This is a genomic window from Phaeobacter italicus, assembly GCF_019801785.1.
Classification (GTDB): domain Bacteria; phylum Pseudomonadota; class Alphaproteobacteria; order Rhodobacterales; family Rhodobacteraceae; genus Phaeobacter; species Phaeobacter italicus.
Genome location: NZ_JAHVIJ010000005.1, coordinates 338517 through 360361 on the forward strand (window position 1 = coordinate 338517; position 21845 = coordinate 360361).

The 21845-nt window shown below is 59.0% G+C and carries 22 protein-coding genes; 9 read left to right on the forward strand and 13 right to left on the reverse strand.

Translation table 11 applies throughout. The features are described 5' to 3' along the window. Nucleotides 1–94: 94 nt before the first annotated feature. Nucleotides 95–583, reverse strand: a complete 489-nt coding sequence (locus KUV39_RS14305; protein WP_037302601.1) for a DUF3576 domain-containing protein — start codon at nucleotides 581–583, stop codon at nucleotides 95–97. 281 nt (nucleotides 584–864) lie between these two features. On the opposite strand from KUV39_RS14305, the gene KUV39_RS14310 reads away from it, so the two are divergent. Both KUV39_RS14310 and KUV39_RS14315 read left to right on the forward strand, forming a co-directional pair. Then, the gene (locus KUV39_RS14310; protein WP_046211746.1) at nucleotides 865–1809 is read left to right on the forward strand and encodes a porin; all 945 of its coding nucleotides are present in this window, start codon (nucleotides 865–867) and stop codon (nucleotides 1807–1809) included. 108 nt (nucleotides 1810–1917) lie between these two features. After that, entirely contained in the window at nucleotides 1918–2574 is a 657-nt protein-coding gene (locus tag KUV39_RS14315; RefSeq protein ID WP_222460085.1) for a YggS family pyridoxal phosphate-dependent enzyme, read from the forward strand. 38 nt (nucleotides 2575–2612) lie between these two features. Here KUV39_RS14315 and KUV39_RS14320 read toward each other — a convergent pair whose 3' ends face one another. Both KUV39_RS14320 and ribA read right to left on the reverse strand, forming a co-directional pair. Next, nucleotides 2613–3167, reverse strand: coding sequence for a L,D-transpeptidase family protein (locus tag KUV39_RS14320; RefSeq protein ID WP_244998370.1), 555 nt, complete (start codon nucleotides 3165–3167; stop codon nucleotides 2613–2615). Beyond that, nucleotides 3167–4255 carry a GTP cyclohydrolase II gene (ribA, locus tag KUV39_RS14325; RefSeq protein ID WP_046211744.1) on the reverse strand — a complete coding sequence of 363 codons (1089 nt, stop codon included), beginning with the start codon at nucleotides 4253–4255 and terminating at the stop codon, nucleotides 3167–3169. Before ribA ends, KUV39_RS14320 begins: the two co-directional genes overlap by 1 nt. 196 nt (nucleotides 4256–4451) lie before the next feature. Between ribA and KUV39_RS14330 the strand changes: the two genes are divergently transcribed. From KUV39_RS14330 to KUV39_RS14340, 3 genes are all read left to right on the forward strand, one after another. After that, nucleotides 4452–5138, forward strand: a complete 687-nt coding sequence (locus KUV39_RS14330) for a response regulator transcription factor (RefSeq protein WP_008559188.1) — start codon at nucleotides 4452–4454, stop codon at nucleotides 5136–5138. Between the two features lie 303 nt (nucleotides 5139–5441). After that, the gene (locus tag KUV39_RS14335; RefSeq protein ID WP_222460086.1) at nucleotides 5442–6230 is read left to right on the forward strand and encodes an exodeoxyribonuclease III; all 789 of its coding nucleotides are present in this window, start codon (nucleotides 5442–5444) and stop codon (nucleotides 6228–6230) included. 156 nt (nucleotides 6231–6386) lie between these two features. Continuing rightward, nucleotides 6387–6977, forward strand: coding sequence for a transglycosylase SLT domain-containing protein (locus tag KUV39_RS14340; RefSeq protein ID WP_037302599.1), 591 nt, complete (start codon nucleotides 6387–6389; stop codon nucleotides 6975–6977). 73 nt (nucleotides 6978–7050) lie between these two features. Here the strand turns inward: KUV39_RS14340 and KUV39_RS14345 are convergent, their stop codons facing one another. The 4 genes from KUV39_RS14345 to KUV39_RS14360 all read right to left on the reverse strand — a co-directional run bounded on the left by KUV39_RS14345 (nucleotide 7051) and on the right by KUV39_RS14360 (nucleotide 13601). Further along, on the reverse strand, nucleotides 7051–7638 hold the full coding sequence (locus tag KUV39_RS14345; RefSeq protein WP_222460087.1) for a LolA family protein: 588 nt from the start codon (nucleotides 7636–7638) through the stop codon (nucleotides 7051–7053). A gap of 68 nt (nucleotides 7639–7706) precedes the next feature. Further along, nucleotides 7707–10871 (reverse strand): DNA translocase FtsK 4TM domain-containing protein, encoded by a 3165-nt coding sequence (locus KUV39_RS14350; RefSeq protein ID WP_222460088.1) that lies wholly within the window; start codon nucleotides 10869–10871, stop codon nucleotides 7707–7709. A 114-nt stretch (nucleotides 10872–10985) separates the two neighbouring features. Next, complete coding sequence (locus KUV39_RS14355) at nucleotides 10986–12164, reverse strand: aminotransferase class I/II-fold pyridoxal phosphate-dependent enzyme (protein ID WP_008561659.1); 1179 nt, start codon at nucleotides 12162–12164, stop codon at nucleotides 10986–10988. A gap of 108 nt (nucleotides 12165–12272) precedes the next feature. Then, entirely contained in the window at nucleotides 12273–13601 is a 1329-nt protein-coding gene (locus KUV39_RS14360) for an amidase (RefSeq protein WP_222460089.1), read from the reverse strand. Between the two features lie 91 nt (nucleotides 13602–13692). Between KUV39_RS14360 and KUV39_RS14365 the strand changes: the two genes are divergently transcribed. Further along, nucleotides 13693–14919, forward strand: a complete 1227-nt coding sequence (locus tag KUV39_RS14365) for an FAD-dependent monooxygenase (protein ID WP_222460090.1) — start codon at nucleotides 13693–13695, stop codon at nucleotides 14917–14919. Nucleotides 14920–14968: 49 nt separating this feature from the next. On the opposite strand, the gene KUV39_RS14370 is transcribed toward KUV39_RS14365, so the two are convergent. Genes KUV39_RS14370 through KUV39_RS14380 form a run of 3 tightly spaced genes read right to left on the reverse strand, consistent with a single transcriptional unit; the run spans nucleotide 14969 to nucleotide 16780 of the window. Continuing rightward, on the reverse strand, nucleotides 14969–15178 hold the full coding sequence (locus tag KUV39_RS14370; RefSeq protein WP_008561237.1) for a Trm112 family protein: 210 nt from the start codon (nucleotides 15176–15178) through the stop codon (nucleotides 14969–14971). Then, complete coding sequence (locus tag KUV39_RS14375; protein ID WP_037302598.1) at nucleotides 15175–15816, reverse strand: LON peptidase substrate-binding domain-containing protein; 642 nt, start codon at nucleotides 15814–15816, stop codon at nucleotides 15175–15177. The genes KUV39_RS14370 and KUV39_RS14375 overlap by 4 nt, the downstream gene beginning before the upstream one ends. 28 nt (nucleotides 15817–15844) lie before the next feature. After that, nucleotides 15845–16780 carry a tetratricopeptide repeat protein gene (locus KUV39_RS14380; RefSeq protein ID WP_222460091.1) on the reverse strand — a complete coding sequence of 312 codons (936 nt, stop codon included), beginning with the start codon at nucleotides 16778–16780 and terminating at the stop codon, nucleotides 15845–15847. A 236-nt stretch (nucleotides 16781–17016) separates the two neighbouring features. On the opposite strand from KUV39_RS14380, the gene hspQ reads away from it, so the two are divergent. Next, a complete protein-coding gene (gene hspQ / locus KUV39_RS14385) occupies nucleotides 17017–17343 on the forward strand; it encodes a heat shock protein HspQ (RefSeq protein WP_008560778.1) in 327 nt (108 codons plus the stop codon). Nucleotides 17344–17395: 52 nt separating this feature from the next. Here the strand turns inward: hspQ and KUV39_RS14390 are convergent, their stop codons facing one another. The 3 genes from KUV39_RS14390 to KUV39_RS14400 form a co-directional block, all read right to left on the reverse strand. After that, nucleotides 17396–18970, reverse strand: a complete 1575-nt coding sequence (locus tag KUV39_RS14390; protein WP_222460092.1) for a gamma-glutamyltransferase family protein — start codon at nucleotides 18968–18970, stop codon at nucleotides 17396–17398. Between the two features lie 147 nt (nucleotides 18971–19117). After that, the gene (locus KUV39_RS14395; RefSeq protein ID WP_008560172.1) at nucleotides 19118–19564 is read right to left on the reverse strand and encodes an ATP-binding protein; all 447 of its coding nucleotides are present in this window, start codon (nucleotides 19562–19564) and stop codon (nucleotides 19118–19120) included. 35 nt (nucleotides 19565–19599) lie between these two features. Then, complete coding sequence (locus KUV39_RS14400) at nucleotides 19600–19944, reverse strand: STAS domain-containing protein (protein WP_008559381.1); 345 nt, start codon at nucleotides 19942–19944, stop codon at nucleotides 19600–19602. 97 nt (nucleotides 19945–20041) lie between these two features. Between KUV39_RS14400 and KUV39_RS14405 the strand changes: the two genes are divergently transcribed. Then, nucleotides 20042–21214: a thiolase family protein gene (locus KUV39_RS14405; RefSeq protein ID WP_046211736.1), complete on the forward strand. Its 1173-nt coding sequence runs from the start codon at nucleotides 20042–20044 to the stop codon at nucleotides 21212–21214. 90 nt (nucleotides 21215–21304) lie between these two features. After that, complete coding sequence (locus KUV39_RS14410; RefSeq protein ID WP_222460093.1) at nucleotides 21305–21763, forward strand: GAF domain-containing protein; 459 nt, start codon at nucleotides 21305–21307, stop codon at nucleotides 21761–21763. Nucleotides 21764–21845 lie beyond the last annotated feature (82 nt).

The window sequence follows — 21845 nt, forward strand, 5'->3', positions numbered from 1 at the left end:
TTCGTAGATAAAAACGCCAGGTTTTTGGCCTGGCGCTTGTGATAGTGATGTTTGCCCAGCTGTTCCAGTGGGCAGAAAAGGGGGGCGCCTCGCGTCAGAGCTTGCGATCGGCAATCCGCAACTGGCGGGCCCGCGAGAGAATCGCATCCTCAATCGCGCGGGCGGTACTGGCGCTGACGGGACCATTCCGGGTCTGCAGCGAGACATTCAGTGAGCGGGCATCCAGCGCCGGGTCTTTGATGTGAACAGTCGCACGATAGGCCCGACCACCACCCGGAGGTGTGCCATAGCCCGTCACGATAACGCCGGTGTAGGGCTCAACCGTTTGAAGTGGCAGGAAATCCAGCACATCCAGCGTCGCAGTCCAAAGATAGCGATTCACCTGAACGATCTGCTCGGCCTTTGTCGGTTTGAAGGCGTCCCAGATAGTGGTCCCCTTGTATGTGTCCGGATCCCGAGGGTTTCCGCCAATCACGTTTTCACTGTAGGTAGACGGGCCTTTGCGGCTCTTGCCGCCAAATGCACCACAGCTGGCTGTTACAGCCACAAGCGAAAGAAGTCCGAGAGTCGTAAGCCAGCGCATGATGGGCAAGATCCGTTACTATTACCGGTTGCGGACTAGTCCTAGACAAGCGATCAGGCGGCAACAAGCCTATTCTTTAATAGACTCCCCCTGTGCGAAGCTGTTGATGCGGCAAGGGTTAAGATACTGTGGCATCGATGCATCAACTTATCCTCGAAAGGTTTGCGCCTCTCCTCCCACGCTTGCGCAACCACCCCAAAAAGAGCGAAACGGATTGCGTACTCAGACTTGTGCCACTCAGCGCCTGTTTGAGCTTGGAAATTTAAACCCGAGGGAAAAACATGAAAAAGATTCTCTTCGCTTCGACTGCGCTGGTCGCAACCGCTGGTGTTGCAGCTGCAGACGTTTCGTTCGGTGGCTACGGCCGCTTTGGTATCGGTTACGTTGAAGATCGCACCGTTGGCGGCACCTCCGACACCGTGATCGTAAGCCGTTTCCGTCTGAACATCGACGGTTCCGCAGAAACCGACGCAGGCGTGAAATTCTCCGCTCGCGTTCGTCTGCAGGCTGACGAAGATGCTGCTTCCGGCGAAGCAAACGCAGCTGGCCTGAACGGCGCGCGTTTCTCCGTTGAGTACGGCGGTCTGCGTGTTGACGTAGGCAACGTTGCTGGCGCAATCGACAACCTGCCCAACTACTACGGCAACGAGCCGGGTCTGGAAAACTTCGTCGGTCAGTACTCCGGTGTTGACTACGGCTTCCTGGGTTACTCCTCCGGTGGCGCAGGTTCCAACGGCGTGTACGCACGTTACGCAGTTGGTGACTTCGCAGTTGCAGCGTCTTACGACCAAGCACCGAACGGTGGCGACGGCGACCGTTTCGACATCCACGCTGCTTACACCTTCGGCAACATCACCGCTGCTCTGGCATATGGTGAGACCGACAACGGTGCAGCTGAAGACGACGACATCGTTGTTCTGTCGCTGGGCGGCTCCTGGGGCGCATTCTCCGGCACCCTGCTGGTTGGTGACGAAACCATTGGCGGCAACGTTGCAGCTTCTGACACCTTCTACGGTGTTTCCGCAGCGTACGACGTAAGCTCTGCAACCACCCTGACCTTCGCTTACGGCGACGGCTCCGGCGACGCAGACACCCGCAACGTTGGTCTGGGCGTGATCCACGACCTGGGCGGCGGTGTCTCCCTGCGTGGTGGTATCGGCGAGACCAAAGCGGGCAACGCCGACGGTCAGATGCGTGCCGACTTCGGTGCTCAGTTCAGCTTCTAAGTTGATCTGAACCACACGGTTCGAGGGCGGGCTCTTAGGAGCTCGCCCTTTTCTTTTGTGCAAAAACCGTGTTTCTCTGCGCGCGATCAAGACTTCAGAGAGGCCGTCATGTCACTTCAGGACATTCAATCCCGCATCCATACCGCAGAGGAAAAGGCCGGTCGCGCCGTCGGCTCGACGCAGCTGATCGCTGTGTCCAAGGTCCAGCCCAACGAGCGGGTTGAGTCGGTATTGAACGAGGGTCATCGCTGCTTTGGCGAAAACCGGGTTCAGGAAGCTGCGGGCAAATGGCCTGATTTCGCGACTCGGTTTGATGGGCTGGATCTGCATCTGATTGGTCCGCTGCAAACCAACAAGGCGCGCCAAGCGATGGAGCTGTTTCAGAACATTCACACTGTGGATCGCCCGAAACTGGCAAAAACCATTGCCCGATTGGCGCAGGAGCTGGGGCATTGCCCTAAACTGTTCATTCAGGTGAACACTGGCGAAGAACCCCAAAAGGCCGGAATCGTCCCCCGTGATGCGGATGCATTCGTTAAGGAATGCCGCGACATGGATCTGGTGATCGAAGGTCTGATGTGCATTCCCCCCGCAGAGGAAGAGCCCAGCCTGCATTTCTCGCTTTTGCGCAAGATTGCAGAGCGCAATGGCCTGACTGGGCTTTCGATGGGGATGAGTGGCGATTTCGAATCGGCCGTCGCGCTTGGGGCGACCCATGTACGCGTAGGTTCCGCGATTTTCGGCGCGCGTGCCTACGAAATCTGACAGCCCTGCTCGCAGGTAATAGGTCGCCCTGTGGGGCGCTATTGCCCTGACGTTCCAGCAACTGTCATGCTTGCGAGCGGTGGCACGATCAGCCTTGTGCCAATGGTGACCCGGCGGGCGAGCCACAACAGGTCGCTACGGGAAAATGCGATGCAGCCCTCGGTGCCAAATCGAGGGCGGCGCCATTGGTGGATGAAGATGGCAGATCCACGACCAGGCGTTGCCTTCGGCCAGTTCCAGTCGGTGATGAACACAAGGTCGTAAAGCGGATCAGCGCGTCGCAGCGCTTCGTGGCTCTTCGTATAGGGGGCGCGGACATGATGATTGTATGCGGCATCGTCTGTGTCATCCGACCACAGATCACGCGGTCCGATCATCTCAGCCCATGGCGCCGGTCGCGAGAGACGGTCTGGACGATACAGCATCCCGACGATCCGGTGACATCCAACAGGGGTGGCCCCATCCCCTTCGACTTTGTGATTGCTGAGCCCGCCCTTGCCGATGGAACAGGGCAGGGTACGCCCCTGAAACCGTACCCCGTGTGGGGTCAGCACCATGTCTTCCGGGCGTGTGCCCCGTAGAAGATCAGCCATTACAGCATGTGTCCTGACTTGGCGGCCTTTGTCGCCAGATAGTGCTGATTAAAGGCAGTTTCGCCGACTTTCAGCGGCACCCGTTCAGCGACCTTGATGCCCGTATTCTCCATCATCCTGATCTTGTTGGGATTGTTAGTAAGCAATCGAACGGAGGAAAATCCCAGTTTCTTTAGAATGGCAGAGCCCAGCCGGAAGTCGCGCTCATCGTCTTCAAAACCGAGACGATGATTGGCCTCTACCGTATCAAACCCCTGATCCTGCAGGGAATAGGCGCGCATCTTGTTGGCAAGACCAATACCGCGCCCTTCCTGGTTGAGGTACAGGAGAACACCGTTGCCCTCAGCCCCCATCTGAGCGAGCGCACCACGCAGCTGAGGCCCGCAGTCGCATTTCAATGACCCGAGTACATCGCCGGTGAAGCACGCAGAATGCAGGCGGGCCAGTACGGGGGCGTTGCGATCGGGGCGACCAATTTCGATGGCATAATGCTCTTCTCCACCGTCTTCGGGGCGGTAGATATGCAGGCGTCCGGCCTCTGCCGCATCCATTGGAAGACGGGCCGCAGCCACCGGATGCAGGGGTGAACTTTCAACCATCAGGGGTTCGACCGCAGCCAGCGGCAATACGGTCAACCCGTGGCTTTGTGCAAATTGGGCAGGGTGATCCAGCGGGCAGACCAGCGCTGCGGGCAGAAGATGAGCAGACTTAGCAAGGGAAATCGCCAGACGGTGCAGGTCTGCGTCTCCTTCACGGTTGCTTTGCAACGGGCCTTTCATTGGTGTGTTGAGATCGTCTGCAGGATCAGCCACCGCCTGTACCCACGCCAGATCTGCGTCAGCGGGAATCATGATCCGCGCAATATCGCCGTCATAGACACGTGCCTTCAGGGTTTCGGCCCGCCGCGCCGTCAGGGTGAGGTCGACAGGGCCGAGTGCCCGCAGATCCGCCAGCCGCGCAGAATCAAGCTGTTCGGCGGCAAGCGCCAGAACGGCCCGGCCCGGTTGTGTCAAAACCACCGGCAGCCCCATCCGCAGGTCCACCCGCGCGCGAGCAAGGAGGTCAATCATGGAGGGCATCAGACTCATGCGGCGAATCCTATCGTGTCATTTGGGGTAGGCCATGTCATCTGGCTGGCCCATCGACCCATTTACTAGTCAGAAAGCGGAGGAAAGTGAAACAAATCCGGTCTGAGAGACACGTCGGCGTGAAACCCTTGCAGCAAATCTTGTGCTTGGGCTCAGGACTGCGCATCTGTTGGGAACAGCACAGGAGGACAAGGCGATGGCCCAACTGAAGAAAATTCTGCTTGTCGATGATGACGAAGATCTGCGCGAGGCGCTGAGCGAACAGTTGGTCATGACCGAAGACTTTGACGTGTTCGAAGCCGAGAACGGGTCTGGCGCGATGGAGCGTGCGAAAGAGGCGCTCTATGATCTGATTATTCTTGATGTCGGCCTGCCAGACACCGATGGCCGCGAGCTGTGCCGCTTGATGCGCAAGCAGGGGGTTAAGGCGCCCATCCTGATGCTGACCGGTCATGACAGCGATGCCGATACCATTTTGGGGTTGGATGCAGGTGCGAATGACTATGTGACCAAGCCATTCAAATTCCCGGTCCTCCTTGCCCGTATCCGCGCCCAGCTGCGTCAGCACGAGCAATCCGAGGATGCGGTTTTTGCGCTGGGGCCCTACACCTTCAAACCGTCGATGAAGCTGTTGGTAACCGAAGATGAGCGCAAGATTCGTCTTACCGAGAAAGAGACGAACATTCTGAAATTCCTCTATCGCTCCAATGAAAGTGTGGTGCAGCGGGATGTGCTCTTGCACGAGGTCTGGGGCTATAATGCAGGGGTCACGACCCACACGCTCGAGACCCACATTTACCGCCTGCGCCAAAAGATTGAACCAGATCCGTCGAACGCACGCATTCTTGTTACCGAGTCAGGTGGATACAAGCTCGCGATTTGAGTGGACGCGCCTTCCGCTATCTGGCAGACGGCGCTTCCGAAAGTTCCCGCGCATGTCCGGGTTATGACATGCACCTCCCTGTTGGACTGCCGGGCCTTTGTGCCCGGCTTTTTTTCTGAGGGCGTCAAGTGGTCTTTGCGTCTCGCCTGGGTTTCGCAGCAGTCGGGTCCACCACCAGGACCGGCAAGACCTGTTCGCGAAATTTCGTGCCTGTTGAACATTATTTTGCAGATCGCCTTTGGGTGTCTGGCGCTTTTCGGGGTGGCTGGGCAATATTGGGCCAACTGATCATAGGAAACCGCGATGCCCTTTACTCTTGCAACATGGAACATCAATTCAGTTCGCCTGCGCGAACCGATCGTCGTCAAACTTCTGGAGGAAGAAGGGCCAGATGTGCTCTGCCTGCAGGAATGCAAGAGCCCGGTCGACAAGATCCCGATGGAGCAGTTCGCCGCTCTTGGCTACCGTCACATGATCGCCCGCGGGCAAAAGGGCTATAACGGGGTCGCGATCCTGTCCCGCCTGCCGATTGAGGATGTGGGCGATAAGGATTTCGCAGGTCTTGGCCATGCCCGCCATGTTGCGGGGCGGCTGGAAAATGGCGTGACCATCCACAATTTCTACGTTCCCGCTGGCGGTGATGTCCCGGACCGAGAGGTGAACGAGAAGTTCGGTCAGAAGCTCGACTATCTGACCGACATGCGGGATTGGTTTCATGCGGACCGCCCGGAGAAATCCGTGTTGGTTGGGGATCTGAACATTGCACCGCGTGAAGACGATGTCTGGGATCACAAGAAGCTGCTGAAAGTTGTGAGCCATACGCCAGTTGAAGTGGAGCATTTCGCCGATGTGATGGAGGCCGGTGGTTGGTCTGATGTCACCCGCAACGATATCCCTGACGGGCGGCTGTATAGCTGGTGGAGCTACCGGGCCAAGGATTGGGACGCAGCTGACAAGGGGCGTCGTCTCGATCATGTCTGGGCGACGTCCGACATCAAGTCGTCGGCACATTCCAGCCGGGTTTTGCGGGACGCGCGCGGGTGGGAAAAACCCAGCGATCATGCCCCTGTTTTTGCGACATTTGATCTTTAGAAGACTGAAACAGGTGGCCCTGTGCCGCCTGTTTCGCCTTCGTTTGACCCGGTTGCACCGATGCGGCCGGGTCTGCGGAAATGTGATTTTCACGAAGCGGGCAATTGGCTAAACTGCCGCCAACGAAGCCCGAGACGTTTATAAAGAGGCAGAGTAATGAGCAGAGTCATTGGGGCCATGATCCTTTTGTTGATCGTGGCATCTTGCGGTGGTGGCAGCGGGTCTCCGCCGCGAAATCTTGATAATGCGTGCAGCATCATCAAACAGCGCCCTGAATACCTGAAAGCCTTCCGCGCGACCGAGAGAAAGTGGGGCGTGCCGATGCATGTGCAGATGGCCACGATCTATCAGGAAAGCCGGTTCCGGTCTGATGCGCGCACGCCACATCGCTTTGCCTTGGGGGTGATTCCTCTGGGTCGCCAGTCCAGCGCCTACGGTTACAGTCAGGCGCTAGATGGGACGTGGGACGACTATCGGAAATCGGCGGGCCGTCGCGGGGCCAAGCGGAACCGCATCAAGGATGCCACCGATTTCATGGGCTGGTACATGAACCAGACCCGCGAACGAAACGGCGTGTCGCTTTATGATGCCCGCAACCAATACCTGGCCTATCATGATGGGCATACGGGATTTGCACGTGGCACCTATCGCTCCAAACCATGGCTGATCCGGATTGCCGGGCAGGTACAGGCGCGGGCGAACATGTATCAGACCCAGCTGGCAACCTGCAGGCAGGCCCGCCGCTAAACGCCACAGACAAACAAACACGCCCCCGCCTGTTCGGTAACAGTGCGGGGGCGTTTCGATCTAGGCAAACCAATCAGCGGGATGGCGGGGCGCTGGTGTTGAACAGTCGGGAAGACAGGGTCACGCCGGTTTCCAGCCCGCCCAGGATGACCGTGGTCTTGCCGCCTGAGCCGTCATGGATCACCCATTTCCGCAGCTCTACGGGGCTATCGGTGAACATCATTTCGATACTGCCGTATTCCGGGTTCTTTGGATCCTGGGCCCGCACGATGGTGGAAGTGCCGTCAAAATCATGTCCCACCACCATGTTCGCCTGACCCAGATTAACGGTTCGGGCAAGTATCAGCGACAGCGGGGTGCGCTTTAGCGGGTAGGTTTCGGGCGGCTGGTTCGATTTGGGGTCCTGGATCACAACTGCGCCTGCACCAGCAATCACAACGCCGCTGTTTGGAGCGTCATATTCAAACCGCATCTTGCCGGGGCGGTGCACATACAACTTTCCCGTCGACAGGCTGCCGTCATCATTGATCTGGCTGAACGGGGCCTGAGCTGTGGTGATCCCGTTCAAGTATTGCGAGACTTCATTTAGGCTGAGCTTTTCGGCCGCCCATGCAGCAGAAGAGCAAAGCGTCAGCGCGAGCGCGCAGGCAATCTGTTTCATACGTCCAAAATAAGTGCGCTTTGCCAAATGTGAAGAGGGCGAAGCCAGCCTGGCTCCGCCCTTGTGACTTATTGCTCAGGGACCAAAATTTCCCTTTTACCGACATGGTTTGCCGGAGAAACGAGCCCTTCTTCCTCCATCTGCTCAACCAAACGTGCAGCTTTGTTGTAACCGATGGCGAGTTTTCGCTGGATGTAGGAGGTCGAGCATTTGCGGTCCTTGATGACGATCTGAACCGCCGTGTCATAGAGCGCATCCTCGGTATCTGTGTTTCCACCCGTGGACAGGCCAAGAACGGCATCGATGTTGTCTGCCTTGTCTTCATCGGGGCCTTCAAGAACATTGCCGATGTAATCCGGTGGGCCGAACTGTTTGAGGTGGTTCACCACTTCTTCGACTTCTTCATCAGAGACAAACGGACCGTGGCAGCGGGTGATCTTTGCGCCGCCAGCCATATAAAGCATGTCGCCCATGCCCAGCAGCTGTTCTGCGCCCATTTCACCAAGAATGGTCCGGCTGTCGACCTTGGAGGTCACCTGGAAAGAAATCCGGGTTGGGAAGTTTGCCTTGATGGTACCGGTGATGACGTCCACGGACGGACGCTGGGTGGCCATGATAAGGTGAATACCAGAGGCCCGCGCCATCTGCGCCAGACGCTGGATGCAGGCTTCGATCTCTTTACCTGCAACCATCATCAGGTCTGCCATTTCATCGACGATCACGACGATATAGGGCAGCGCCTCGGGGGCGAACTCTTCGGTCTCGAACACGGGCTCACCGGTGTCATCGTCAAAACCGGTTTGTACAGTGCGCGAGAACATCTCGCCTTTGGCCAGTGCTTCTTTTACCCGGCTGTTAAATCCTGCAATGTTGCGCACGCCCATCTTGGACATCTTGCGATAGCGGTCTTCCATTTCACCCACCACCCACTTGAGGGCCACAACAGCCTTCTTGGGGTCGGTGACAACAGGTGACAGCAGGTGTGGAATGCCGTCGTAAACCGACAGTTCCAGCATCTTCGGGTCGATCATGATCAGGCGGCACTCTGCCGGGGTCAGCTTGTAGAGCAGCGACAAGATCATCGTGTTGATCGCAACAGACTTACCAGAGCCGGTGGTCCCCGCGATCAGCAGGTGGGGCATTTTGGCAAGGTTTGCGACAACGGAATCGCCGCCAATATCCTTGCCAAGCGCCAGAGGAAGGGCATGTGTGCCGTCGCCGAAATCGCGGCTCCCCAGGATCTCGCGGAGAACAACTTTCTCCCGATTGTCGTTGGGCAGTTCGATGCCAATCACAGAGCGGCCGGGAACGGTAGATACCCGTGCGGACAGCGCCGACATGGAGCGCGCGATATCGTCAGCGAGACCAATGACGCGGCTCGCCTTGAGGCCCGGAGCGGGCTCCAGTTCATACATGGTGACAACTGGACCTGGCCGGACAGATACGATGTCACCTTTGACGCCATAGTCATCCAAAACCGATTCAAGCATCCGTGCGTTTTCTTCCAATGCCTCATCACTGAGGTGATGGCGCTCGATGCTGGCTGGGTTCATGAGCAACGACAGAGGCGGCAGTTCGAAATCGGCCTGGTTGTCTTCAAACGCCAGTTTCGGTTCCGCCTCTGCCTTGGCCCGGCTCGATGGCTGTTGGGGTTTGCGGACTGGCTGTTCGACAACGGCCTTGCGTGGGGTTGCAATCGGAATGTCTACCGGCGCGCTTGGTGCCTCTGCTGCCGGAGCCAGAGGCCCGTCGGCCGGAGTGGAGACCTGGGGTTCACGCCGCAGTACCTGCGCGGGCTGGGGCAGGTCCTCGGATGGAACGTGATCGACAAAGGTCGCAGGTGTGGGCGCTTGCGGCGCATCTGGCGCAATCTGCTCATCCCAGCCAAGGGGCACGTCGTCTGCATCAACCGGAGCGGAGGGAATGTCCATATGGACCGACGGCGCGGGGGGGAAACCAGCAGTGGCAGTGGCGGTTCCGATCTCATCCGCAGCTGAGACAAAGGCGGCATTCCCCGCAGCTGTCAAAGGCGGCTCAGCTGGCAGGCCGGCATCAGGGTGGTTTGGGTTGAAGATCAACGGCTCGGGCCGCTGGCCGCGGCCTTTCGTCAACGGGAAGCTGTCCTCAACAGGAACATCTGCAGCACGGCGGATGCGCACGGCAGAGGCGATTTTTTCTGCGATCCGTTCGTCGCCCGGCAGGTCGTCGATATTGTCCGGAAGGCCTGTATCTGCAAGCACAGGCTCTACCAGTTCCGGTTCCGGCATGACGGGATCCGCACGGCGGATCAGGCTGGGAACGCGCGCAAACAGCCCGGTTTTCTCCTTTGCTGCTGCGGGTTCTGCCGTGCTGTGGGCGGTAAAACCCGGCTCCGCCCGGCCAGAGAGATCATGTACGCCCCCCAATGCGGGCGCGCCGCTCGCGGCAGCTGCGGCATAGGCGGTATCATCATAATCAACGGGCTCGAACATCTGCGGGTCCGTGTCGGTGTTGTCCATGACATCCGTCATGGCAACAGCTGCTGCGGTACGTTCGGCGCGGCGACTGCGATAGTCCAGCGCGGCTTTCATACCGCTTGCGGCACCCCGCCCCAGAAGGCCGGCGATCGCGCCGTAAATGACCACCAGTCCGACAAAGACGAACCGCAGTCCACGCATGACTTCGGGACGGGTGAAGCCCAGAACGGTTGCCCCAAGGGTGAGCATGCCAATCGCTGTCAGCAGAGACAGGAACTTGACCAGAAAAATCAGCCCGACGGGCAGCAGGGCCAACAACATGCCAAGGAAGGTGTAGCCGATCATGCCACCCAGCCCAAAGGTATGAGCGGATCGCCAGCCCTCTGCCGGGACAAGGGTTTCAAAATGCAACGAGACCAAAAGGAGCCAAGGAAGTGACAGCAAAAGCGGCCAGAGGAACCGGTCTTCGCCTTTGTGCAGGATACAGCGCGCGCCCCAAACCGTTAGGAACAGCGAGATGGCCCAGCTGGCCTTGCCAAAGAGGGTGATCAGAATAAAGGCAACAGAGGCGCCGGTGCGTCCCAGGATGTTCTGTACCGGTGCGTCGGTCGAGACCATCCAGTTAGGATCATCTGCTGAATAGCTTCCGATCATCAGGGCAACCAAAAGGCCGAGACCGACCAGCAATGCGCCGATCAGTTCCTTGCCGCGTTTCTCTATGGCTGCCTGCATCGTGCTGTCCAACAGGGGATCACGACTGCGCGTCTGAAATGCCATGCCAACCTCGTTTCATTATGTCCGTCTGGGGCCCTGCTGTTTGCCGCAGGTACGTTCCCATGGGTCTTATCGTTTTTGGCGCCGGTCCCCCGGGAGAGGGCGCGGCGCGGAATTTCAGTAGAGACAACTGCGCAGTTTCTGCAGGGCTGTCTCTGTCTGCGCCGCCGGTGCGACCAGCGCGACACGGATGTAGCCGTGGCCGGGATTGTCCGCGCCTTGCCCCTGCGCGAGATAAGCACCGGGAAGAACGCGCACGCCCGTTTCCGTCCACAGTTTCAATGCGGCCTCTTCGCCGTTTGGAACGGGAAGCCAGAGGAAAAAACCGGCTTCTGGCGCCATGTAACCATCAAGTCCGTCAAACACCTTGTCTGCAATCAGGTATTTTTCGCGGTAGAGCGCGCGGTTTTCCTCAACATGGGTTTCGTCCGCCCAGACACGGGCAGCTGCAGCCTGCAGCGGGGCAGGGAGCGGCGCGCCCGAATACGACCGCAATTGGTGAACCCGCTTCATGGTTTCGGGGCCTGACACAATCAGACCAGAGCGCAGGCCGGCCAGATTGGACCGCTTGGACAATGAGTTGAACAGGACGACCCGCTCAGGATCAGCGCCAAGCTCTTGGGCGACAGTCAACGCGCCCACGGGGGCGCTGTCGCGATAGATCTCAGAGTAGCATTCGTCAGCAAAGATGCGGAAATCGTATTTCTCAGCCAGACGGATCAGCTCGGCCCAATACGCCCGGCTTGCAACTGCGCCCTGCGGGTTCGCAGGCGAGCAGATATAGGCCACGGCGGTTCGGTTCAGAACGTCCTCTGGCAGGCTTGCATAATCGGGCAGATGGCCTGTTTCTGCAGTCGCGGGAACAAAGACGGGTTCTGCCGCAACAGAAATCGAGGCGACCATGTAGACCTGATAGAACGGGTTCGGGATCAAAACGACGGGTTTTTGACCATTCTTCTGCTCAGGGCAGAGCGCCATGGCCGCGTTGTACAGGCCTTCGCGGGTGCCGTTCAGCGCCATGACCTGCGCCATCGGATCAACTGCAACGCCATAGCGACGCTGGACCCAATCCGCGATTGCATTCCGCAGGTCTACGCTCCCCTCATTTGGAGGGTAACTTTGGAAACCTGCTGCGTTTTCAACGATGACGTCCGTGACCCAAGACGGAAAGTCATGTTTGGGTTCGCCAATAGTCATATGCACCACATCGCCGCCGGGCGTGTGGTGGTCCAGCAATGCCCGCAGGCGCGGAAATGCATAAGGCGGCAGGTTGGAAAACCGCTCAGGAAAATTCATGTTTCTGGCCTCAGGTCCGGGATCGTTAGTGTCCCGTTTACGAACAAAGTACAGAGCCGATACCCCTGCGTCCAGCCGCGCAATTTCAGCCTGAGCAAAATGTGGCTTTCACGCCAGTGCCTGTTCCACTGCGGCGCCAACCCGCAGCAAAGCCTCTTCGCAATCAGGTTGGCCGAGGATCTGCAGGCCGCATGACGGCACCCCTGTCGGGAGAGAAAGACCGCAAAGCCCCATCAGGTTTCCGATCCGTGTGTTGCGAAGGGCCATAAGGTTTGATCGCACGTAGTAGTCATGATCGTCCTGAAGGCGCTGCATGTTCGGGGGCAGGATCGGCGAGGCGGGACACAGGATGCCGTCAAAGCCGGCTGTGGCCTGATCCCATTCCATGCGAATCTGTTCCAGCTTGGCCCAGGCAGCGACATAGTCCGGCCCGCTGAACGTCTTGCCAGAACGGAAACGTTCCAGGATTTCCGGGAACATCAGATGTGGCGCGGCCTCGATCACGTCGCGCCACAGGCCATAGGCCTCAGCGGTGAACAGAACTGGGCTGAGCCCCATCGCTTCTTGCAGTGCGGGAACTTCAAGCGGGATGATGTCGGCGCCAGCGTTGCGCAGCCTGGTCAGCGCATCGGCATAGGCGTCGGCAATCGTCGGCTCCAGATCGTCCTGTGCGACAGTCCGCAGGTCTGCAAAGCGCATTCCCTTGATTGAACTGCCCCGCAAATCTGGCCCGGATGTCCCTTCCATCACCCCCAGATAAATCGCTGCGTCCTCGACCGATCGTGCCAGCGGGCCGATGGTGTCGAACTTCAGACAAAGCGGAACGACCCCCTCCAGGCTGAGCCGACCGGAGGTGGTTTTCAGGCCAACGAGATCGTTCCAGGCAGAAGGAATGCGCACAGATCCCCCTGTGTCAGAGCCGATCCCGCAAGCCGCCAGTCCAAAGGCGACGGATGCCGCCGCACCAGAGGAGGAGCCGCCAGGCGCGGCATCAGCATCATGCACGCACGGCGGGGTCGCCTTGACCGGGTTGAGACCCAGTCCCGAAAAGGCCAGCTCACTCATGTGGGTTTTGCCGAGACAGACCGTGCCAAGGGATGTCGCGGCACGCAGAACCAGGGCATCGGTTTCCGGGATACGCCCGGCGAGGAGATCGGAGCCAGCCTCTGTTGCGGTCCCTGCGGTATCAAACAGATCTTTCCAGCTGATCGGGACGCCATCCACCAAAGACAGGCGCTGGCCTTGTTCCGCCCTCGCTTTGGCGGCGGTGGCTTCGGCAATGGCGCGGTCGTGCGTGACCGCCGAGAATATGCGGTCCCTCAGAGGGTGCGCATCAATTGCGTCCAGATAGGTTTGGGTCAAAGCCAGAGGGCAGATTTCCCCTGCCTCGATGCCGCGTCCCAGCTCTGCTGCGGTCTGTGTCAGCCATTCCTGCATCGCGGCGTCTCTCCCTGCTTATCGAAATGAGGCGACGGTAGCGGCACCGCGCCCCATGGACAATCCCAAAGACAGGGGCATATTGCGAGGCATGAAAAACACATCGGATATCCTGATCGTCGGCGGTGGTCTTAACGGTCCGGCGCTGGCCCTGGCGCTGGCTCAGACCGGACATACTGTTACGCTGATTGATGCCTTGCCCCGCGATGCGCGGGCGCGCGAAGATTTTGACGGGCGCAGCTACGCGCTGGCCTTGGCCTCTCAGAAACTGATCGACCAGATCGGCGTCTGGGGCGCGGTGGCAGGGCAAGCCCAGCCGATGCTGGAAATCAAAGTGACCGATGGGCGTGCCGGACAGGGGCCTTCGCCCTTTTTCATGCATTTCGACCACGCAGAAATCGAAGAAGGCCCGATGGGGTACATGATCGAGGATCGTTACCTCCGCCGGGCCTTGCGCGACGCGATGGAGGCCGAGCCAGCGATCACCCTGGTTGATGAGCAGACGGTCATAGCGCAAGAGGCCGATGCCACAGGCGTGACGGTCACGCTTGCCTCGGGAGATAGCCTGCGGGGACGTTTGCTTGTGGGGGCAGATGGGCGGCGCAGTGGCACCGCGGAACGTGCCGGTATTAAGCGGACCGGGTGGGACTATGGGCAGACCGCGCTGGTCTGCGCAATCGAACACGACCGTCCGCACAACGGGATTGCCCATCAGTTCTTCATGCCCCCCGGGCCACTTGCCATTTTGCCGCTACCTGGAAATCGCTCTTCGATCGTCTGGAGTGAGCGCAGCGATCGCGCGGCGGCCATCCAGTCGCTCGACGAAGAAAGCTATCTGTCCATTCTGCGCCCGCGGTTCGGTGATTTCATGGGGGACATCCGGCTGGCCGGGGACCGCTTTACCTATCCGCTGAATTTGACGCTTGCGAATGCTTTTGTCGCAGAGCGGCTGGCGCTGGTTGGTGATGCGGCCCATGGGGTGCATCCGATCGCAGGGCAGGGGCTCAATGCTGGGCTTCGTGATGTTGGTGCATTGGCAGAGGTGCTGACAGAGGCAAGGCGCCGGGGCGAAGACATCGCTTCTTCGCTTGTTCTGGACCGCTACCAGCAATGGCGCCGCTTTGACACCGCCAGCCTTGCGGCTGCAACCGATGCATTCAATCGATTGTTTTCCAACGACAACCCGTTGCTGCGTTTGGGGCGAGATATCGGGATGGGAGTTGTCGGTGCTATCCCTGGCCTGCGCCAGAGTTTTATCCGAGAGGCGGCTGGCCTCACAGGGGATTTGCCCCGCCTTTTGCAAGGTCGTCCGATCTAACCAAAAAAGCCGGGCATCAGGCCCGGCTTTTTATTTGTCGTCTGACGGATCAGTCCAGAACCCGCGCCTCATCCACCAACATTACGGGAATGCCATTGCGGATGGGAAATGCGAGATTGGCGGCGCGTGAAATAAGCTCCTGACTATCAGCATCATATTCAAGCGTCGTCTGGGTGCGGGGGCAAACCAGAGCCTCAAGCATACGGCGGTCAAAGGCTGGGGCTTCGGGCTGACCAGAATGGGTGGTGTCAGGGCTCATTGCAGGGTTTCCTCATGCGAGCCGCCACGCAGAAGAAATTCGATCAGCGTGACGAGGGTTTCGCGTCTTGTCGCAAGGCAGGGCGCCTCTAGCAAGGCTTGTTTGTCCTCCGGATCAAAGTCCAGAAGCATGGACAGCGAGTTGATCAGCAATTCGTCGTCCGCATCCTTGAGCGTTTCCCAATCGGTCGACAGGTTGCGCGATTCAAAATACCGCTCAAGCAGATCAAGAAACCCTGGACGGTTAAAGTGGGTGTCATGCTCGCCCTTGCCCAGATCCCGTTCAAAGCCGTCCCATGTGATCTTGCAGCGTCGGTACGGGGTGAAACCGTCGATTTCGTTTGAAATTCGGAATCTGGAAACCCCAGAGAGTGTGATCAGATAGCGCCCGTCCTCTGTTTCTGAGAACTGGGTGACGCGTCCGGCACAGCCGATGCTATGCAGTTCGTTGGTGCCGTCCTTGCCGGGGAAAGGTTGCACCATCCCGATCAGCCGCTGCGGTGTCTTTAATGCGTCCTCCAGCATCTGAAGATACCGAGGTTCAAAGATGTGCAACGGCAGCCGGGACCGGGGCAGCAAAAGCGCCCCGGGTAACGGAAACACCGGCAAGGTGTCTGGCAAGTCATTAGCCTGTATCATGACTAGGGACTGTAGTGCTGGGGTCCGCTTAGGCAAATATCATCGAGCTAAGTTTGCGCCGCCCATTCAGCACGATCGGATCGTTGGGCTTGAGTGCGTCGAAAATGGTGAACAGCTGGGCTTTTGCAGCACCGTCGTTCCATTCTCGGTCCTTGCGGAACAGGGCCAGCAGCTCTTCTACCGCTGCTTCTGCATCACCGGCGGCATGCAGCGCTTGAGCAAGATCGAAACGGGCCTGCAGATCATCCGGGTTTGCGTCCACTTTTGCGCGCAGCTCTGCAACCGGGCCCGCGTTTTCGGCCTGACGGGCCAGGGCGATTTGGGCATGGGCGGCTTCGATTTCGGGGGCAGTCGAAATTTCGGCGGGGGCACCGTTCAGCACTGCTTCTGCCTGATCCAGGTCACCCATCGCGACATGTGCACGGGCCAGACCACTGTAGGCGGCGGCGTTTTTGTCGTCTTCACCGATCACCGCAGCAAATGTCTGAGCGGCATCCGCGATGTTGCCCTCCGCCAGCATTTGTTCGGCCATCTCGACGGCTTCGCCCAGGCCGCCGTCTGCAGAGCCGCCACCGGCTTCGATTGCGCGCTTGATGAAGGCGTCAATCTCTGAAGGTGCGACCGCGCCCTGAAACATGTCGATCGGGCGACCCTGTACAAAAGCCACAACCGTCGGGATCGACTGCAGCGGCAGGCCCTGCTGCGCCAGAGCCTGAACCAGCCTTTGGTTCTGGTCCACGTCGATCTTCGCCATTGTCACGGCGCCTTTTGCCTTGGTCACTGCGGCTTCCAGAGCCGGACCAAGGGTTTTGCAGGGGCCGCACCATGGCGCCCAGAAATCAACAATCACCGGTGCCTGCATCGACGCGTCGACCACGTCCTGCATGAAGGTGGCCTCGGTAACGTCCTTGATCAGATCACCTGCGGGGGCGTTGTCTCCCGCGCCGCCAAGAATATCGATCATGCGCTTTTTCTCCATTTCGTCGTTGCCCCTTATATGAAAGCTGACAGCCAAGAAACCAAGAGCGGAACCGCCGAAACCGCAGCTGATCGGCGCAGATATGGGGGCGTTTTAGGGATTGAGACGGCAGATCGTGGACTGTCGTATCTCTGCCTACAGTCTGTTTCCACGTTAACTCTGCCGTTTTATGGACATTTTCCCTTGTCCCGCCCTATGTTCAGAGAGTAGGTACAGCATCCATGCTCAGAACACGCGCAAAATTCAGCCTTGGCCAGGTCGTCCGGCATCGCAAGCATCCCTTTCGCGGTGTTGTTTTTGATGTGGATCCGGAATTTGCCAACACAGAAGAGTGGTACCAGGCCATCCCCGAGGACAGCCGTCCAATCAAGGAACAGCCCTACTACCATCTGCTGGCTGAAAACGATCAGACCTATTACGTCGCCTACGTATCCGAGCAAAATCTCTTGCCCGACTATTCCGGGGAGCCGATTGGCCACCCTGATGTGTCAGAGATGTTTGGAAGCTTTGACGATGGTGTCTACGCGCTGCAGTATCAGCTGAACTGATCTCCTGATCGCTGCCCCCACTGCTGTGCTGCAGAAATGGGGGCAACATTCGTCAATAGCCGAGAGCGCAGCCGTCCTTGCGCGGATCGCTTGCCCCTTCAAGAATGCCGGCTGAATGGATCTGGATGGCCTGCGCGCCACCGATTGCGGTGTCAGGGATGGTGATGTCATGCCCCATGTCCGCCAGCTCCTGACGCACGTCATCGCTATAGCCGCGCTCGACTTTCAGGACATCGCCATCTGCAAAGGCGCGGGGCAAATCAATCGCTGCCTGCGGGTCCATGGCAAAATCGGTCAAGTTGGAGACGAACCGTGCGTGACCACAGGGTTGATAGGCCCCGCCCATCACGCCAAACGGCATCGTAACCTCCCCATCTTTGCGAAGCATGCCCGGGATGATCGTGTGCATCGGGCGTTTTCCGCCCGCCAGCATGTTGGGCTGCCCGTCCTCCAGAGTGAAGCCGGCTCCACGGTTTTGCAAAAGGATGCCGAACTTCTCCGACGCGATGCCAGAGCCAAAGCCGTGGAAAATCGAATAGATCAGCGATACCGCCATCCGATCCTTGTCGACGACGGTGATGTAGATCGTGTCCTTATGCACCGCTTCGCTGATTGCCTTGGGGCCTGCCATGGCTTTTCGGGGGTTGATCAACTCGGCCAGCTGAACGGCTGTTTCGGGTGACAGCATGTGGTCAAGGCGACTGGTGTGGTCTGGGTCAGCAATGAACCGGTTGCGGGCGTCATAGGCGAGCTTGGCGGCCTCTGCTTCGATATGCACGCGCTCGGCACCGATGGGGTTCATGCCTGCGATGTCAAAATGCTTGAGCATGTTGAGCATGAGAATGGCGGTCGCACCCTGACCGTTTGGCGGATGCTCGACTAGATCTATGCCTTTGTAGTCCCCCGCGACTGGGGTGGTGGCATCCGCGCTCACACCAGCGAAGTCTTCGGCGGTATGCACCCCCCCCAGGGCGTTCAGTGCCGAAAGCATGTCTTCGGCGATCTCGCCCGAGTAAAAGGCATCGCGACCGTCTTTTGCTATACGGCGCAGGACTTCTGCCTGCCCCGGCGCGCGGAACATCTGCCCGATGGTTGGTGCTTTGCCGTCAATCAGGTACGACTGTCGGGCCGCTCCTTGCAGGGTATCCTGATCGTTCTGCCAGTCAAATGCCACGCGCGGCGCAACCGGGACGCCTGCCTCGGCGTAGTGGATCGCCGGAGCAAGAAGGGCATCAAGCCCCAGCTTGCCCTCTTCTTCGGACAATTTGCAGAAGGCATCGATGGCACCAGGCACGGTGACGGCATGGGCGCTGCGGAGTGGAATGCTGTCGTGCCCTTCGGCGCGCAAGGCAGAGGCGTCTGCAGCTGCGGGCGCGCGGCCAGAGCCGTTCATCGCCTTCACGGGCTCCCCCGGTCGCGAATAAAGCGCAAAGCAATCGCCGCCAATCCCGGTCATCTGCGGTTCGCAGATTCCCAGAAGGACCGCGCCTGCAATGGCGGCATCCATGGCGTTTCCACCGCGTTTGAGGATGTCGATGGCAACACCGGCCGCCAAAGGGTGGGATGTCGCACAGATACCATTTTCAGCGTAAACAGCTGAGCGGCCTGGGAAATGAAAATCGCGCATGATGCCTCCTCCAACTAGGAGCAAGGTTAGAGCGCGAAGGGGGGATGGCAATGGCAATCTGATGCCGTGCCGTCAGGTTTTGTTCACAAGTTCATGAAAGCTGACCCAATCGGGTCTGGACCACAAAAAAACTGACCGTTGTCGAACTTAGGCCGGCTTTGCATTGCGCATCTGGATTTCAAAGCGGAGGGATAGGTTGTTGCCTGCGTCATTGCGTTCATATTGAACATCTGTGGCAAGTTCCCGGATCAAGAGCCAGCCAAACCCGCCTTCTGGCAGCTCTTCCAGACTGACGTTCAGGTCTTGTCGGGTGCCAGCGGGGAGTTGGCCATCCTTGAATGGAACACCCGCATCGCCAATTGATATCCAGAGCTGTTCGGGGTCGAGATTGCAGCGGATGCGCACATCGCCCACGTCCATACCTGCATAGGCATGTTCGACCACGTTGTTTACTGCCTCGGTCAGGGCAATCTGAACCTCGTCTGCGCGGGCTTCGGGGACGCCCATTTCACGCAGACGGTTCACAACATCCTGAACGCCCGTGCGGGCATCCAGTTCAGTCGCTGTGAACGAGCAGGAAAAACTATCTACCATGATCGTGTCGCTCCGCCTTTTCAGCGCGCCCTGAATCAAGATTCTACGCGGTTCACCGCCTGCGCATCCGGCAGGGAGGGGTACAGGTCAAAGACAGTATCCATGCGGGTCAGACGAAACACCTTGTCCACCATCGGTGTGAGGCCGGCGAGATCCAGTTTGCGACCTTGGCCCAGCTGTTTCATCGCTGCAACGATGGCGCCCAGGCCACTCGAATCAATGAATTTGACTTCTGACAAATCGAGAATGACGCGATCCGGACCGTTCTCGGTCGTGGAGCGCATGTCCTCCTTGAACTGGATTGCCATAGCTGCATCAATACGTTCGGCATTGACGGTTACGATCTGTGTTCCATCGGCTGTTGTACTGGTCAGGCTCATGAGTGAGTGTCCCCGCGTCAATATGTGTTGACGATCAATCTAGACGTTAATCCTTACGATTTTGTATGCACTATTTCGACATTGGGAGGAATAATTGATGAAAACTGTTGTTATTGCGGGTGCGGCCCGCACGCCGATGGGTGGGTTTCAGGGCATGTACGATGGTGTCTCTGCGGCTGATTTGGGCGGGACAGCGATCCGTGCGGCGCTGGAAGGCGCGGGTGCCAAGACCGTTGATGAGGTGCTGATGGGCTGCGTGTTGCCCGCAGGGCAGGGCCAGGCGCCTGCGCGCCAAGCTGGCTTTGCTGCGGGGCTGGGTGAAGAGGTTCCTGCCACAACGCTCAACAAGATGTGCGGCTCTGGCATGAAGGCTGCGATGATTGCCTATGACCAGATCGCGCTGGGGCAGACAGACACGATGATCGCAGGTGGTATGGAAAGCATGACCAACGCCCCCTACCTGCTGCCCAAGATGCGAGGTGGTGCGCGGATCGGTCATGGCCAGGTCGTCGACCACATGTTCCTGGATGGTCTGGAAGACGCCTACGACAAGGGCCGTCTGATGGGAACCTTTGCCGAGGATTGCGCAGAAACCTATCAGTTCACCCGCGAAGAGCAGGATGACTATGCGCTGAAGTCCCTGTCCAACGCGTTGGAAGCGCAGGAGAGCGGCGCTTTTGATGGTGAGATCGCCGCTGTCACTGTGAAAACCCGCAAGGGTGAGGTTGTGACCGATGCTGATGAGCAGCCCAAGTCCGCGCGACCTGACAAGATCCCCACTCTGAAGCCTGCATTCCGCAAGGATGGAACCGTTACGGCGGCCAATGCGTCGTCGATTTCTGATGGGGCAGCGGCCCTGGTCATGGCGTCGGCAGAGGCCGCCGAGGCGCAAGGGCTGACCGTGCGGGCGCGGGTCATGGGCCATGCGAGTCATGCGCAGGCGCCGGGTCTTTTTACCACGGCACCGGTTCCGGCGGCGCGCAAGCTGATGGATCGTCTGGGCTGGAGCGTCGATGATGTGGATCTCTGGGAGGTAAACGAAGCCTTTGCCGTCGTGCCGATGGCTTTCATGCGCGAGATGGGTATCCCGCGTGACAAGGTGAACGTGAACGGCGGGGCCTGTGCGTTGGGGCATCCGATCGGAGCATCTGGCGCGCGGATCATGGTCACATTGCTGAACGCGCTGGAAAAGCGCGGGCTCAAGCGTGGGATCGCAGCGATCTGCATCGGAGGTGGCGAAGGCACGGCCATCGCGATCGAGCGCGACTGATTTCGACAGCTGTGACTGCTGACAATTGACCAATCGCAGGGAAGGGGGCAGAAATGCCCCCTTCCTGTCCTTTGACCTGCAGAGACTGAAATGACCCGAGTAGATTACGCCGATCTGGCCCGAACAATTGCTGCCCTCACCGAGGGGGAAACCGATGATGTGGCGCTGATGGCGACGGTCGCCTGCGAGGTGCATCACAGTGATGAGCGGTTCAACTGGACCGGGTTTTACAGGGTAGTGGCACCGGAACTGTTGAAGATCGGCCCCTATCAGGGGGGACATGGTTGTCTGCAGATCCCTTTTGCTCGTGGGGTTTGCGGTGCGGCCGCGCGTACCGGCGAGGTGCAATTGGTGCCGGATGTCGACGCCTTCCCTGGTCACATCGCCTGCGCCTCTTCGACCCGATCCGAACTGGTTCTGCCGGTCTTGAACGGTGCCGGGGAGGTTATCGCGGTGTTTGATCTGGACAGTGATCTGCCTGACGCCTTTACCCCGGAAGATGCGGATGCGCTGACGGAAATCCTGAAGGCGGTTTTCGGCCGTCTGTGAATGCGCAGGGGCTTTGCCCCTCGGCCCTGACGGGCCTCACCCCAGAGTATTTGGGGAAAGATGACAGCCTGGCGCCTGTGCC